The sequence below is a fragment of the Paenibacillus sp. FSL P2-0136 genome, from assembly GCF_037975325.1.
Lineage (GTDB): Bacteria > Bacillota > Bacilli > Paenibacillales > Paenibacillaceae > Paenibacillus_AQ > Paenibacillus_AQ silagei.
In genome coordinates this window covers 7462752-7478427 of sequence record NZ_CP150244.1, presented here as the reverse complement: position 1 = coordinate 7478427, position 15676 = coordinate 7462752, and the positions used below count along the sequence as shown (strand labels likewise).

The following is a 15676-nucleotide window of genomic DNA, read 5'->3' as shown; positions in this document are numbered from 1 at the left end:
TGAAAACATGAAAAAAGAGTACCAATTAAGGTACTCTCTCATACTCCATATGGAGCCGAGGGGAGTCGAACCCCTGTCCGAAGATAACGGCACATAAGCTTCTACGAGTGTAGTTACAGTTTTGATGTCACCCTAGAAGCCCCCCGTAACCGGGTCCCCTTCGGGTCAGCCTGATTATCTTCTTCAGCTCACCCCAGGCGGAGATGAGACAGCGTATTCCACTATTTGTTAGCCCCTAGCCCTGTCACATGGACGATGCAGAGTAGAAGCACGCACACAGTTTCTTAGGCTGCGAAAGCGTAGTTGTTTTGTTGTTTGCCGTTTAATAGGCTTTAGCGTTGATGAAGCGGACGCGTCCCCACTACTCGCTACTCATGCTCGAACTATCCCCGTCGAATCCAAGAACGGCCCCTCATTAGAAAGGGCGCTTCGGATTAACGGATCAATCACAAGCACAAATGCTGATCCGGTACACAGCGATCTGATTTACGATGGCTGTTCAGAAGCAAAAAATCTACTTACCCAGTATAGCACATTTATCAACACTTTAACACGTGGGTTAAAGGAATTGAAGGTTGAATCTGGAACCACCTGACGAGGGTGCAGTAGTCAGTCTATCTGGCTACCTTCTGTTTGTCGCGCAGCACACGCTGGATATCACGCTGTGCGTCACGCTTCGCGGCGGAATCCCGTTTGTCGTATTCCTTCTTACCTTTACCCAGACCAATCAGCAGCTTGGCGTAGCCATTACGCACATAAATCTTAAGCGGCACAATGGTGAAGCCATCCCGTTTGGACGAGCCCAGCAGCTTGTGTATCTGCTCCTTATGCATAAGCAGCTTACGTGTGCGCGTAGGATCGGTAGGATTGGCGCGGTTTCCCTGTTCAAAAGGACTGATATGCATGTTGTGGATATGAATCTCGCCATTGCGGATCGTAGCGAACGCATCCCCTATGTTGGCGCGGCCATTACGCAGCGATTTGATCTCTGTTCCTGTAAGAACCAAACCCGCTTCGTAGGTGTCCTCAATAAAATAGTCATGGGAAGCTTTTTTGTTCTGGGCGAGCACTTTCCCGTCTGCTTTTTTACCCATGAGCGTCACTCCTTGAATCGAATTCCCGGCAATCCTTCACGGACACCAGGTCTATATTGTATCAAAAGCCGAGCTGCCAACGCAAGGAAGGATCGCTCTATGCCGCGGTCGTGTGAAGCTTGATTCTTATTAAAAAAGCACTGCCCCCCTAAAGGAACAGCGCTCATATCGTTCAGCCTACGCCTTAGGTTTCTTCTTGCGCTTACGGCGCCCGCTCTTCTCGCCAGTGTCAGCACCGGCCTGGCCTGCAGACTCCCCGCTGCCTGGCGTCACGGAGGGGCTAATGAACACGCCGCCCTTCTTCTTGCGGCGGCCCTTGCCCTCCGGCGCTGCGCCGCGCCCGTCGGCCCCCAGGTCCTCGCGGCTGCGGAACCGTGTGCTCGCGTCTACGCCGCGCAGCTCACCGCCCGCCTGCTCAGACCCGCCACCGCCCGGCGCGCCGTAGCCGCCCTTGCCCGAGCCAAAGCCGAAAGCGATGCCGCGTCCCCCGGCACCGCCACCGGCCTCCGCGCCGCGGCCTCTGCCGCCCTCGCGCGGAGCGCCCGAACCGCCGGCTTCGCCCCGGCGGTCCGCCTTGCCGCCGCCCGCTGCGCCTGCGGCGGCAAGACCACGCCGCGCTGCCGCTTCCGGCCCGCGTCCGCGCTTGCGGCCGCTGCCTGCTGCGCCGGCGATGTCCCACGCCGCCGCTCCATCTGCGCGCGGCCCGTTCCCGGCGCCTGCCGCAGCGGCGCCGAAGCCACCAGCCGCTTCACCGCCGCCAGCGGGAGAAGCGTTCTTGCTCTTACCAGCGGCACCTGCGCCGCCGCTCTTCCCCTTACCGCCAGCACCGAAGATGGCGCCGTTCTTGCCCTTGGTAACACCACTCTTGCCTCCGGCAGTAGCGCTGCCGGGCTTTCCTTTACCGCCACGGCCCTTGCCGCCTCCAGCCTTACCGGCGGGCTTGCTGAAGCCACCTGCGCCCGGACGGCCGCCTTTGCCGCCATAGCTCCGGTGGTCTCCAGCCGCCCGCGGCTTCATATCAACCAGCTCGAAGTCGATGGTGTGGTCATCCATGTTAACCTTGGCCACGCGGATCTTCACTTCATCGCCGATGCGGAAGACCTTGGAGGTACGCTCACCGATCAGCGCCATATGAGCTTCATCGAAGTGGTAGTAGTCGTCTGTCAGCGCACTGAGGCGAATGAGACCTTCGACCGTATTGTCCAGCTCAATGAACATCCCGAAGCTGGTCACACTGCTGATCATGGCGTCGAATTCCTCGCCAACCTTGTCCTGCATGAACTCTGCTTTCTTCAGCTGCTCGGTATCGCGCTCGGCTTCAACAGCCACACGCTCACGCTCCGAGGACTGCTGGGCAATATCCGGCATCCGGGAGGCCAGATATTCGTGGCGCTTCTCGCTCAGCGCTCCTCCATTCTCAAGCACCTCACGCATCACACGGTGGATGACCAGATCGGGATAACGGCGGATCGGTGAGGTGAAGTGGGAATAGAACTCCGCTGCCAGCCCGAAGTGCCCGGTGCTCTCGGCATCATACTTCGCCTGCTTCATGGAGCGCAGCATCATCGTGCTGATTACCGTCTGCTCCTTCGTTCCCTGAATCTGCTCCAGCAGATCCTGCAGCGCACGCGGGTGAACCGAATTCCCCCGGCCCTTCACGTGGTAGCCGAAGTTAGCCGCAAAAGCCATGAAGTTCTGCAGCTTCTCCGGGTCCGGGTCCTCATGAATCCGGTACAGGAAGGGAACCTTCAGCCAGTGGAAGTGCTCCGCCACCGTCTCATTAGCCACCAGCATGAATTCTTCAATAATCTGCTCCGCTACAGAGCGTTCACGTTTTACAATATCGATAGCCTTACCGGCCTCATCTACAATAATCTTGCTCTCTTCAAAATCGAAATCCACCGCCCCGCGCCGCATCCGGGCACCCCGCAGCTTCATCGCCAGCTCCTTCATCAGGCGGAAATCCCCGATCAGCGGAGCATAACGCTCCAGCAGCTCAGGATCTTCATCCTCGACAATCTTCCGTACATCAGAGTAGGTCATTCTCTCCTTCGTACGGATGACACTGGTGAAGACATCGTGGTTCACGACCTTCATCTGCTCGTCGAATTCCATTTCACAGGACATCGTCAGACGGTCAACCTGCGGATTCAAGCTGCAGATACCGTTCGACAGCCGGTGCGGAAGCATCGGAATGACACGGTCCACCAGGTACACACTGCATCCGCGGTCGTAGGCTTCCTTGTCCAGCTCAGAGCCTTCACGCACATAATAGCCTACGTCAGCAATATGAACGCCCAGCTTATAATGGCCATTCTCCAGACGCTCTACGTTGACCGCATCATCCAGATCCTTGGCATCTGCGCCGTCGATCGTTACGATATTGAGCCCGCGCAGATCACGCCGCCCCTGCTCGATAATCTCTTCATCTGTGATCGAATCCGGCGCCTGCTCCGCTTCCGTCATCACCTCAGCCGGAAAAGCCTCCGGAAGCTGATGCTTACGGATTACCGACAGAATATCCACGCCCGGATCATCCTTATGGCCAAGGATCTCAATGATCTCACCCTCAGCCGCAGCACGGCCCTCCGGATAGCTCACAATGCGGACAACCACCTTTTCCCCGTCAACCGCACCCTTGAAAGACTCCCTTGGGATGAAAATATCCCGGTTAATCCGCTTATCATCAGGCAGCACGAAGCCATAGGTCTCCAGGCTCTGGAAAACACCCACTGTCTGCGACACACCTCTGATCAGAATCCGTTCCACTTCGCCTTCCATTCGCCCGCCGGACGGGCTCTTAGAGGTAATACGAATCAAGACGATATCGCCGTTCATAGCCCCCTTCAGATCGTTCGCGTGGATATACACATCCGGGTGCTCCCGGTTATCGGGAATCAGAAAAGCAAAGCCCTTGGCATGAACCTGCAGCCGTCCGCGCAGCAAATCCATCCGCTCAGGCACACCATAACGGCTGCCCCGGGTCAATATGATCCGGCCGTCCTTTTCCAGGTCAATCAATAGAGCCTCAAAGGCTTTGAAATCGGCACTATCCTGAGTGGCGAAATGGCTTACCAGTTCTTCATAGGTTAGTGGTTTATAAGCGGTCTCCCGCATGAAATCAAGTAAGATTTCCTGTGTTATCATGTTCGTTACCTCAGCCTCCTGCTGCATTCCTATGCATTGGCATACTGTATGCCTTGTCCTATTATACAGCTAATCATTTCAAGTAAAATTTACCTTTATATACTTCATACCCTAGTATACACGAAATTAATCCCGGGCATCCCTGTTATGATGTTCACAATATTAAATCTGCATACAAAATAACCCCACAAAGTGGGGCTTTAGCTTCGATGATGACTCAGGTACTTTGCGGGGACCCCAAATCTATCAAAAAAGCCCCCGTCTATTCCATTCAGAACAGAGCGAAGGCTTACTGTAGACGAGTTATTCAACAACAATGGCAACAACTATTGACATGATGAAGAATCCTGCCGCCAGACCAACTGTTACACGCTGCAGCACAAGCTCCATACCGCGCGCCTTTGTTTTACCGAAGAGATGCTCAGCACCGCCGGAGATGGCACCGGAAAGACCTGCACTTTTCCCTTTTTGCAGAAGAACGACCGCAATCAGACCTACGGCAAAAATCAGAAGCACCACTTTCAAAAAGATATCCATTCACTTCCACCTCCTACGTCCAAGCATCACTATCTATGCTAAATTAGAATATCCGTTTCATAAACAGCATTTTTATTTTATCATAGCCACAGAATGAATACAACCTTCCAGACGGCATTCCCGCCCTATCACACTATGAAAATCTCATGTTGTCCCTCTATCGCAGATATCAGCATCAAAAAAGCCTGCCGGAAACCGGCAGGCTCATTGTATCTATAGATTCAAAAGAAATTATCTTTTGAGGTTGTAGAAGGATTTCAGGCCGTTGTATTGAGCCAATTCGCCCAGCTCGTCTTCGATGCGAAGCAGTTGGTTGTATTTAGCCACACGGTCTGTACGGGAAGGAGCACCAGTCTTGATCTGGCCTGCGTTGGTAGCTACAGCGATGTCAGCAATAGTGCTGTCTTCGGACTCACCGGAACGGTGGGAGATTACAGCTGTGTAGCCGGCACGTTTTGCCATTTCAATCGCATCGAAGGTTTCAGTCAGTGTACCAATCTGGTTAACCTTAACCAGGATGGAGTTACCGATACCCTTTTCGATACCTGTTGCCAGACGCTCAGTGTTCGTAACGAACAGGTCGTCACCAACCAATTGGACTTTATCGCCCAATTTTTCAGTCAGCAATTTCCAGCCATCCCAGTCATCTTCGGACATACCATCTTCGATAGTGATGATTGGGTACTTCTCAACCCATGAAGCCAGCAGGTCAACATACTCAGCGGAAGTGTAAGATTTACCTTCGCCTGCAAGTGTGTATTTACCGTCTTTGTAGAACTCAGTGGAAGCAACGTCCATACCAAGGAATACGTCAACGCCTGGTTTGTAACCGGCTTTTTCGATCGCTTCGATGATTGTAGTGATCGCTTCTTCATTGGAACCCAGGTTCGGTGCGAAGCCGCCTTCGTCGCCAACTGCTGTGTTCAGGCCTTTGGATTGCAGTACGGATTTCAGGTTGTGGAAGATTTCTGCACCAGTACGCAGTGCTTCCTTGAAGCTTGGAGCGCCTACTGGAAGAACCATGAACTCTTGAACGTCGATGTTGTTGTCGGCATGCTCACCACCGTTGATGATGTTCATCATTGGTACTGGAAGAGTCTTGGCATTGAATCCGCCCAGGTATACATACAAAGGAATGTCCAGAGCAGTTGCAGCAGCGCGAGCTACGGCCATGGATACAGCCAGGATTGCGTTAGCGCCCAGCTTGCCTTTGTTCGGAGTTCCGTCCAGAGTGATCATCAGCTTGTCGATGCCCACTTGGTCAAGAGCGTCCATACCGATTACTTCTGGAGCGATAATTTCGTTTACGTTCTCAACAGCTTTCAGAACGCCTTTGCCCATGTAACGGGATTTGTCGCCGTCACGAAGCTCTACAGCTTCATGAGCGCCAGTGGAAGCTCCGGAAGGAACGATAGCGCGGCCTTTTGCGCCGGACTCCAGATATACGTCAACCTCTACAGTAGGGTTACCACGGGAGTCAAGGACTTCGCGTGCATACACATCAGAAATAATAGTCATGTAAGTTTAATCTCCTTTTATACAATGGTTTTGGGTTTACACAAACAGATGTCTTGCTTATTTGCGGCTGGCAATCATGGATTGTCCGGTCATTTCCGCAGGCTGCGGAAGTCCCATCAGATCTAAGATTGTCGGTGCCACATCTGCGAGAATACCAGCTTCGCGCAGAACTACATCTTCAGTGGTAACGATGAACGGTACCGGGTTGGTGGTATGGGCTGTGAACGGACGTCCGTTCTCATCGAATACCATATCAGCATTTCCGTGGTCGGCAATGATAATAGCAACGCCGCCCTTGGCAACTACAGCATCCACAACCTTGCCTACGCATTCGTCCGTTACTTCGACTGCCTTGATTGTAGGCTCCAGCATGCCGGAGTGTCCTACCATATCAGGGTTAGCAAAGTTCAGGATAATGGCATCCTGTCTATCCGCCTCAATCTCCGCTACGCAGGCCGCCGCCACTTCGTAAGCGCTCATCTCTGGCTTCATATCATAGGTTGCCACCTTTGGCGAGTTGATCAGGATACGGGTCTCGCCCGGAAGCTCCTCATCGCGTCCGCCGCTGAAGAAGAAGGTCACATGCGGATACTTCTCGGTCTCTGCAATACGCAGCTGCTTCTTGTTCTGCTGAACCAGCACTTCACCGAGCGTGTTGTCCAGATTCTTCGGGGAGTAAGCCACGAAGCCTTGAACTGTCTCACTGAAGGTAGTCAGACATACGAAGTGCAGGCCTTGCGGGAACTTAGGTCCACGGTCGAAGCCGCGGAAATCCGAGTTCGTGAACACTTGTGACAGCTGAATCGCACGGTCAGGACGGAAGTTAAGGAAAATGACGGAATCGCCGCTCTCCACGGTCGCTACCGGGTTGTTTTGGCTGTCCACAATTACACTTGGCTCCACGAATTCATCGAACACAGAATTCTGGTAGGATGCAGTGATGGCCTGAAGGGCATCGGTATATTTAGGGCCTTCCCCATATACCATTGCACGGTAAGCCTTCTCTACACGTTCCCAGCGCTTGTCACGGTCCATCGCGAAGTAGCGTCCGGATACCGTAGCAATTGTACCTACGCCAACCTCTTCAATCTTGGCGACCAGATCCTGAATGAACTTCTGTCCACTGTCGGGTGGTACGTCACGGCCATCCATGAAGGCATGAATATAGACTTCATGCAGATCTTCTTTTTTGGCCAGATCGAGCATGGCGAACAGGTGATTGATGTGGCTGTGTACGCCGCCATCGGATACCAGTGCATAGAGGTGAAGCTTTTTGCCGGTTGACTTAGCGCTTCTTACGGCAGCCACCAGCGTCTCGTTATCGAAGAATTCTCCATCACGGATCGACTTGTCGATACGGGTCAGGTCTTGATATACAATCCGGCCGGCACCAATGTTAAGGTGCCCTACTTCAGAGTTACCCATTTGGCCTTCCGGCAGACCTACAGCTTCACCGCAAGCGGTAAGCGTAGTATTCGGATATTGCTTCAGGTAACGGTCGTAGTTCGGCTTGTTGGCTTGGGCAACAGCGTTGCCTTCATCCGTGTTCCGCAGTCCGAAGCCGTCCATGATAATCAGTGCTACAGGTCTTGGAGCTGACATTCTTACTTCGCCCCCTCAACGAGTGAAACGAAGGAAGCAGGCTGCAGGCTGGCACCGCCGACGAGAGCGCCGTCGATGTCGCTTTGACTCATGTACTCCGTTACATTCTCAGGCTTCACACTGCCGCCGTATTGGATACGAACTGCATTAGCCGTTGCTTCATCGTACAGGCCTTTAACAAGGGTACGGATATAAGCAATAACTTCGTTAGCATCCTGGGAAGTGGAGGATTTACCTGTACCAATCGCCCAGATCGGCTCATAAGCGATAACTACGCTTGCTGCCTGCTCTGCGCTAAGACCGGCAAATGCCGCTTCAGTCTGCACCTTGCATACGTCCTTAGTCTGGTCAGCTTCGCGCTCTTCCAGCTTTTCGCCTACGCAGACAATTGGAGTAATGCCGTGACGGAAGGCCGCATGCATCTTCTTGTTGACGATTTCGTCCGTTTCACCGAAATAAGCACGGCGTTCGGAGTGGCCGATAATAACGTACTCTACACCAAGATCCTTCAGCATTACGCCGCTGATCTCACCTGTATAAGCGCCGTTATCTTCGAAGTGCAGGTTCTGTGCACCAATTTTGATGGTAGTGCCTTGTACCGCTGCAACCAGTGCAGGCAGGTTCGTGAATGGCGCGCAGATTACAGTCTCTACGCCTGCCACTTCCGCCTGGCCTTTGATTTCAGCGATGAAGCCTTCGGCTTCCGGAACGGTTTTGAACATTTTCCAGTTGCCTGCAATAATAGGTGTTCTACTCATAGTGATGTATTGCCTCCCTCTTCGGTATTACTTGTCGTTCAGTGCTTCTACACCTGGAAGAGCCTTACCTTCCATGAACTCGAGCGATGCGCCGCCGCCAGTGGAGATGTGATCCATCTGGTCTGCGAGGTGGAATTTCTCAGCAGCCGCAGCGGAATCGCCGCCGCCAATAACAGTGTAGCCTTCGGTAGTAGCACAAGCCTGAGCCACAGCCTTGGTGCCTTCAGCGAAGATGTCGATTTCAAATACGCCCATCGGTCCATTCCATACAACCAGCTTGGAGTTTTTGATAATATCGGCATAGATTTCACGGGTCTTAGGACCGATGTCCAGACCTTCCCAATCTGCAGGGATCTCGGTTGCATCTACAATCTTGGTGTTGGCATCTGCACCGAACTTGTCAGCCACTACAACGTCAACCGGAAGCACGAAGTTCTTGCCCAGCTTCTTGGCCTTCTCGATGAATCCAAGCGCTGCATCAATCTTGTCGTTGTCTACCAGGGATTTACCGATTTCGTAACCTTGAGCCTTGGTGAACGTGTAGGAGAGGCCGCCGCCAATCAGTACATTGTCAGCCAGATTCAGCAGGTTGTCGATAACGTCAATCTTGTCTTTCACCTTGGAACCGCCGATGATGGCAGTGAAAGGACGTTCCGGGTTAGAAAGCGCCTTGCCGAGAACGGACAATTCCTTCTCCATCAGAAGACCGGATACTGCCGGCAGGAAGTGAGCGATTCCTTCTGTCGAAGCATGGGCACGGTGAGCTGCGCCGAATGCGTCATTGACGAACAGGTCAGCCAGTTCAGCGAACTGCTTAGCCAGTTCAGGATCATTCTTCTCTTCGCCTTTGTAGAAACGGACATTCTCAAGCACAAGCACATCGCCATCGTTCAGTTCAGCGATTTTTGCTTTTACAGCTTCGCCAATGGCCTCATCAGCCTTGGCTACCGGTTTGCCGAGCAATTCAGATAAACGGACTGCAGCGGAAGTCAACCGCATGGAATCGACGAATTCGCCTTTAGGACGGCCCATATGGCTGGCCAGAATGACCTTTGCACCGTTCTCAATCAGGTATTTAATTGTTGGAAGGGTTTCGCGGATACGGGTATCATCAGTGATCTTGCCGTCTTCCACTGGCACATTGAAATCTACACGCACGAATACGCGTTTGCCTTTTACTTCTACATCACGGACACTTTTTTTGTTCATGATTAACATTTCCTCCACACCCAAAATTGGTTCCTTCACAAAGCCATTTCACGCGAATCCAGTTCATTTAGAAAGAGCGGAAACAGACTTTCCTTGTTTCCGCTCTATTGTACTTCTTATATGAAATCGGTCTTATTTAGCAAGCTTAGCGAATTTCTCCAAAGTACGAACCAGCTGTGCAGTGTAGGACATTTCATTGTCATACCAAGCAACAGTTTTAACCAGCTGTTTGTCGCCAACAGTCAGTACTTTTGTCTGAGTTGCATCGAACAGGGAACCGAAAGTCATACCCTTGATGTCGGAAGATACGATTTCGTCTTCAGTGTAGCCGTAAGTTTCTGGGTCAGAAGCTTCCTTCATGGCTGCATTGATTTCTTCAACAGTTACGCTCTTATCCAGAACAGTAACCAGCTCAGTCAGGGAACCTGTAGCTACAGGCACACGTTGTGCTGCACCGTCAAGCTTGCCCTTCAGTTCTGGAATAACCAGGCCGATGGCTTTAGCAGCACCGGTAGTGTTAGGGATGATGTTCTCAGCAGCAGCGCGGGCGCGTCTGAAGTCGCCTTTTGCGTGTGGAGCATCAAGAGTGTTCTGGTCACCTGTGTAAGCGTGGATCGTAGTCATCAGGCCTTCGATGATACCGAACTTGTCGTTCAGGACTTTGGCCATTGGAGCCAGGCAGTTCGTTGTGCAAGATGCGCCGGAGATTACTGTTTCGGAACCGTCAAGGATGTCATCGTTAACGTTGTACACAACAGTTTTCATGTCGCCTGTAGCTGGAGCGGAAATAACTACTTTCTTAGCTCCGCCTTTAAGGTGCTTCTCAGCGGCTTCTTTAGTTGTGAAGAAACCAGTACATTCCAGAACGATATCAACGCCAAGCTCTCCCCAAGGAAGTTCTTCAGGGTTGCGGTTCGCCAGAACCTTAACATCTTTACCGTTTACTTTGAAGAATCCGTCATGAACTTCAACGTCTCCCTGGAATTTACCTTGAGTTGTATCATATTTAAGCAAATGAGCAAGCATCTTAGCGTCAGTCAAGTCATTGATTGCTACCACTTCGATACCTTCTACATTTTGAATACGGCGGAATGCAAGGCGTCCAATACGTCCAAAACCGTTAATACCAACTTTTACACTCATTGAATAGTTCCTCCTAGAGTTCGTTTTATTTATTCAAGACAAGCCGTGAGGCTCGTCAAGACAACAATGTTAAGTATAATGCATAAACCCTTTGCGCGCGCCCCATTTAATGGAATCTATAGGGCCTTTTGTAGCTGTGTGTCGATTTCCTTGCCGATTTCAACAGCCGCCGCCTCGTCGATGACGAGAATATCCTCTTGCCCGAACCGCAGCATCGCATGAATGGCCTTCGCCTTGCGTTTGCCGCCGGCAATACCGATAACGACTTCTGTACGGATAATGTCTTCCAGGCGCAGCCCCATGGTCCGCATCGTATGAACCACTTCGCCATTCTCATTGAAATAGTATCCGAAGGACTCGGCTACGGCTCCCTCGCTCTGAATCTCTGAGATCGTCCCGGAGTCCAGCTTGCGGCGGTGGGTCATTTCAATGGCGTCGCCTATTCCATGTACAATAATACGCGATCTGCGGATAATTTGTACAATCTCTCCAATATTGGAGTCCTGCGCAAGCGACTCATATGCGTCTCCGCTAAGCAGATCGGGCACATGCAGCAGACGGTAATTGGCGCCAATCCGTTTGGCCATGGTTGAAGCAATGGTGTTGGCCTGTATCTCCATGCTCTCTCCCAGTCCTCCACGCGCCGGAACAACCCAGGCGTTCTTATAGGAAAGGGATAGCGGCGGGGTCAGCTGATCGGCCATCTCGGCCAGTGTTGATCCGCCTGTGACGGCAATCGTATCGTCACTGCGCAGTACGCTGAGCAGTGCCTTGGAGCCTGCGCGCCCCAGCTCACGCTTGGTGAACGGCGATGTCTCACAATCGCCAGGTACCACAATTACTTTGGTGAGACCGTACGTTGTACGAATTTTCTCTTCCAGATCATCCAGGCCGAATAGGCTCTTGGCGACCGGCTCCAGCAGGTCAAGCAGTCTGCGACCGGCATCGCTAATGCGCATACCGACGCTCTCGATCTCAATGAGCCCCTGCGATTTCAGAAGATCCGTCTCGGCGCGCAGCACCCGCTCGGTCATATCAAGCGATGCGGCTAACGTCCTGCGCCCAATAATATCGGACAGCATGATCTGATGTAGAATCGTATACCGTCTCTTAAGGGTTTCCATGAGATCAGGCAGAAGCTGCTTTTGGATTTCCAATAGATTACGCATGCTTTCACTCCTGCAACTTCGTCTTTCTCTTATCCCTTGTTCGTGGTCTCAAAATGTCCCGGGTTAACTTTTTAAGTCCCACCCATATTCTACCCAAAACTGACGCCAAGTGCAAGTGTTCCGAGACTATAATTCTCAGCCCGCTTTCATCTTATACATGGGCTTGTTCGGCAGCCCACTGGCAGGAGGCGCATTTCCGGCTCTATTAATGGAGGCAGAGAAAACTATTTTTGCGCAGGATGCCTAATACGCATTGCTTTTATCCGAGAAGTATATTATAATAATTTCTGTTGCGCCCGTGGTCCAATGGATATGACGTAGGCCTCCGAAGCCTGAGATCCAAGTTCGATTCTTGGCGGGCGCGCCATTTTTTTCAAGCTTGTACATAATTTAGTTCCGATTATATTATATTTAACCAATGAGCCGCTTGAGGGCTCTTTTTTTTGAAAGTAAGTTTGACTTTCTTTGACTTTTTGTTTGAATTTGTTTATCATGTGGTTAATACGGTAACAGTAAAAAATGAACACATTCGAAGCACCAATTTCAAGGAGGTTTTCCACGTGAGTTATATTCCTATGGTAGTAGAACAGAGCAACCGCGGTGAGCGCGCTTATGACATCTATTCCCGCCTGCTGAAGGACCGCATCATTTTCCTTGGAACGGAGGTTAATGACGTGGTTGCCAATTCCATCATCGCACAAATGCTCTTCCTGGCTGCCGAGGACCCGGATAAGGATATTCACCTGTATGTGAACAGCCCAGGCGGTTCCATCACAGCGGGTATGGCCATCTTCGATACAATGCAATACATTAAGCCGGATGTGTCCACCATCTGTGTAGGTATGGCCGCTTCCATGGGAGCTTTCCTGCTGAATGCCGGCGCCAAGGGCAAGCGCTTCGCCCTGCCGAACAGCGAAATCATGATTCACCAGCCGCTAGGCGGTGCCCAGGGGCAGGCTTCGGATATCGAGATCCGCGCCCGCCGCATCATCAAGCTGCGTGAGAAGCTGAACCGCATCTTGTCCGAGCGTACAGGCCAGCCGCTGGAGAAGATCGAGAAGGATACTGACCGCGACTACTTCATGAGCGCTGCAGACGCTGCTGAATATGGTATCGTGGACAAGGTAATTGAGAAGACTCTGCCAACAGGCGTATAAGTACCTGCTCCAATGAATACACAAAGAGGCTGTAACAGACCGGTCCGGTCCCGTTACAGCCTCTTTCTTATGCCCAGCCATTGCTGCCTACCTTAAGCTCCCGTACCCAAGGGCATCCAGCTTGCCTGCAATTACGCGGTAGCCTCTGCCGTTCGGGTGAATATGGTCCAGGAACAGCAGCCCCCGCTCATTACCGGCAAATTCATGGTATACCGAAGCAAACCCTACGTTATTGCTGCTGTAGCCTGCTGCATAGCGGTTGAACTCCCGCACCCACTCTGTTGCTTCATTCACCTGTGGGTAGGGATTATACAGACCTACCATCCGGATGATGTAGGGGCTGCGGGAACCTGCTTTGAGCTGTGTCAGGCTACCCATGATGTCGCTGTAGTTACGCTTGCAGTCCCTAAGCGCCTGCTGCAGTAATCCCTGGAATTCACCGGGCCGGGGCCCGGCTGCCCGGGCTGCCTTAATCAAGTCGTTGCCGCCAATGGACAGCGTAATGATCTGCGCATCCTTCACCGCTGCCCGGTAGACATTCGAGCTCCTCAGCCGTTGCTTCAGCCCCCCGGTGGTCAGACCGTTGACGCCAAGATTCGCCGGCACCACTGGTGTACCCAGCCTCCCTTCCGCCATCCGCCGGTAGACGGGGACGAAGCCGTTCCCGGGCAGCGCCCCGAAGCCGGTTGTAAGTGAATCCCCGATCGCTGTATAAGCATAGACCATAACCTTCCCCTCCCCGTTATAAGCTGCTTGCCTTCTATAGCTTATGACTATCCGGGTGAAGTGGTAACGGCAGGGCAGGCTGATTAGGCCGTGGATGAAGGGTTGTGCAAGAATGCCCCTGCATCTCCCGGAGGAGATGCAAGGGCATCTGGATAATTATTTTATTATTTCAGCGCCGCGAACGGACTGCTTCCATCCGGCAGGAGTTCCTTGAAGCTGAAGTTGAATTCCGGGAAGCCCTCGGCATATGCCGTGTATTCGTATAACTGGAAGAAGAGCACCGCTTTGCCATCTTTCAGATAGAAGTACTTCTCGGTATTCAGTCCATTGAACCCGCCCAGATATCCTCCGTTAGCTTTGATCTCGGTGGCCAGCTTGGCATTGAGCTGTTTCTTGTAATTAGGGTTGGCACCGAACAGATCGCCCAGCAACAGACGTTTCCCGTCTTTGAGCGAGAAGGTGAACGCATTGCGGTAAGTCATCCCATGGGCACCGCCGGTATACCCGTATTGATTGGTGATTAGGCTGAGCACGCCATCCTGGTTATACGTGATCACATAACCGCCTTCGAATTCATACGGCCGGTCATCCTTCGACCGCTTGGAGATTTGATCTTCAGCATCCTTCGCATAGTTCAGAACGGTCTGCTTAATCGTATCATTGATTGCCTTCTCTGCTTCTGCACTTGCCAGGCCGCTGACCTGCGGATAATCCAGCCGGATAGGCGCATCCTTATGATCCTTCACATAGCTCACTGTTTTGATGGTTACCGCATTCTGTACTTTCTTCATAACATTCAGCCGTCCTGCTGCTGCGCTCCCGTCTACTTTGTAGCCCAAGTAATCGCTAAGCAGCTCAGACGAAACATACAGCCGGTTATTCAGTTGCTTGCCTTCACCGACATAATAATTGTTCACCATAACAGAAATGCCATAATCATTGATCGTCAGCCTTGTCTGAGCAGTTCCTGTCCCGATGGTGTACGTCTTCCCCGCTTTATCATAAGAGAGCGGCATCCCCAGCGCATCGCGCAGGAAGGTTACCGGCACCCATACCTTTCCTTCCTGGAGCAGGCCCGTCTGGGCTGTACTTTTCCCGTTAACCTTCAGCACTATAGATGAGGATTTGGCTTTGACCTGAGCGGCTGCCGGAGCGGCCTCAGTGATGCCTGCATGGATTATTCCTGTTCCTCCCAGCAGGATTCCTGCGGCGAGCATTCCTGCACCCCATTTGCTGATATATTTCTTAGAGTTCGAATTCATTGTTATTTCCCCTTCCACCTGGTGGTATGATTAGTCATGATGTGTGCTCCTCAGTATCACTGTTCCTATTATAGTAAAAGAAAGTGCGGGGATTGTTACAATCCGCTTTACAGTTTCTTAAGGTTTGCCGTGATTATCTAAAGATCCTGTTACCTCAATTTAAACAAATTGAGAGCTTTCGATAGCGGCTATGTGCATATCAATACATTTATATGACAAGTGGAAACGGCTTTGCCGTCCTTTTAAAGGACGGTACCGTTTCAGCGAGAAATGAAGGATAATTTATCATGTAAAACATATAAATTCTTATATTTTTATAAAAAGCGCCTGCCCCGCTATAACAGCAGAGCAAGC

At 51.9% G+C, this 15676-nt stretch carries 12 protein-coding genes, 1 tRNA gene and 1 other RNA gene; 2 read left to right on the top strand and 12 right to left on the bottom strand.

Annotated elements, in window-relative coordinates:
• Positions 1 to 47 precede the first annotated feature (47 nt).
• The 10 genes from ssrA to NYE26_RS32150 all read right to left on the bottom strand — a co-directional run bounded on the left by ssrA (position 48) and on the right by NYE26_RS32150 (position 12177).
• Positions 48 to 412, bottom strand: a transfer-messenger RNA (tmRNA) gene (ssrA, locus tag NYE26_RS32195).
• Between the two features lie 202 nt (positions 413 to 614).
• Positions 615 to 1094 (bottom strand): SsrA-binding protein SmpB, encoded by a 480-nt coding sequence (smpB, locus tag NYE26_RS32190; RefSeq protein ID WP_036690100.1) that lies wholly within the window; start codon positions 1092 to 1094, stop codon positions 615 to 617.
• 177 nt (positions 1095 to 1271) lie between these two features.
• Positions 1272 to 4241, bottom strand: coding sequence for a ribonuclease R (gene rnr / locus NYE26_RS32185; RefSeq protein WP_339252802.1), 2970 nt, complete (start codon positions 4239 to 4241; stop codon positions 1272 to 1274).
• Positions 4242 to 4544: 303 nt separating this feature from the next.
• A complete protein-coding gene (gene secG, locus NYE26_RS32180; RefSeq protein ID WP_036690096.1) occupies positions 4545 to 4778 on the bottom strand; it encodes a preprotein translocase subunit SecG in 234 nt (77 codons plus the stop codon).
• Between the two features lie 231 nt (positions 4779 to 5009).
• Positions 5010 to 6296, bottom strand: coding sequence for a phosphopyruvate hydratase (gene eno, locus NYE26_RS32175; RefSeq protein WP_036726271.1), 1287 nt, complete (start codon positions 6294 to 6296; stop codon positions 5010 to 5012).
• 57 nt (positions 6297 to 6353) lie between these two features.
• Positions 6354 to 7898, bottom strand: a complete 1545-nt coding sequence (gpmI, locus tag NYE26_RS32170) for a 2,3-bisphosphoglycerate-independent phosphoglycerate mutase (RefSeq protein ID WP_036726269.1) — start codon at positions 7896 to 7898, stop codon at positions 6354 to 6356.
• Positions 7899 to 7900: 2 nt separating this feature from the next.
• Complete coding sequence (tpiA, locus tag NYE26_RS32165) at positions 7901 to 8656, bottom strand: triose-phosphate isomerase (protein WP_036726267.1); 756 nt, start codon at positions 8654 to 8656, stop codon at positions 7901 to 7903.
• A 27-nt stretch (positions 8657 to 8683) separates the two neighbouring features.
• Entirely contained in the window at positions 8684 to 9865 is a 1182-nt protein-coding gene (locus NYE26_RS32160) for a phosphoglycerate kinase (protein WP_036726266.1), read from the bottom strand.
• A gap of 132 nt (positions 9866 to 9997) precedes the next feature.
• Positions 9998 to 11008, bottom strand: coding sequence for a type I glyceraldehyde-3-phosphate dehydrogenase (gene gap, locus NYE26_RS32155; RefSeq protein ID WP_036690087.1), 1011 nt, complete (start codon positions 11006 to 11008; stop codon positions 9998 to 10000).
• A gap of 116 nt (positions 11009 to 11124) precedes the next feature.
• A complete protein-coding gene (locus NYE26_RS32150; protein WP_036726264.1) occupies positions 11125 to 12177 on the bottom strand; it encodes a sugar-binding domain-containing protein in 1053 nt (350 codons plus the stop codon).
• 292 nt (positions 12178 to 12469) lie between these two features.
• Here NYE26_RS32150 and NYE26_RS32145 point away from each other — a divergent pair.
• Positions 12470 to 12544 (top strand) — tRNA-Arg (locus NYE26_RS32145).
• Positions 12545 to 12737: 193 nt separating this feature from the next.
• Complete coding sequence (gene clpP, locus NYE26_RS32140) at positions 12738 to 13334, top strand: ATP-dependent Clp endopeptidase proteolytic subunit ClpP (RefSeq protein WP_036690083.1); 597 nt, start codon at positions 12738 to 12740, stop codon at positions 13332 to 13334.
• A gap of 87 nt (positions 13335 to 13421) precedes the next feature.
• Here clpP and NYE26_RS32135 read toward each other — a convergent pair whose 3' ends face one another.
• Both NYE26_RS32135 and NYE26_RS32130 read right to left on the bottom strand, forming a co-directional pair.
• Positions 13422 to 14060, bottom strand: coding sequence for a GDSL-type esterase/lipase family protein (locus NYE26_RS32135; protein WP_036726263.1), 639 nt, complete (start codon positions 14058 to 14060; stop codon positions 13422 to 13424).
• A gap of 164 nt (positions 14061 to 14224) precedes the next feature.
• Complete coding sequence (locus tag NYE26_RS32130) at positions 14225 to 15322, bottom strand: DUF4163 domain-containing protein (protein ID WP_051478082.1); 1098 nt, start codon at positions 15320 to 15322, stop codon at positions 14225 to 14227.
• Positions 15323 to 15676: the final 354 nt, after the last annotated feature.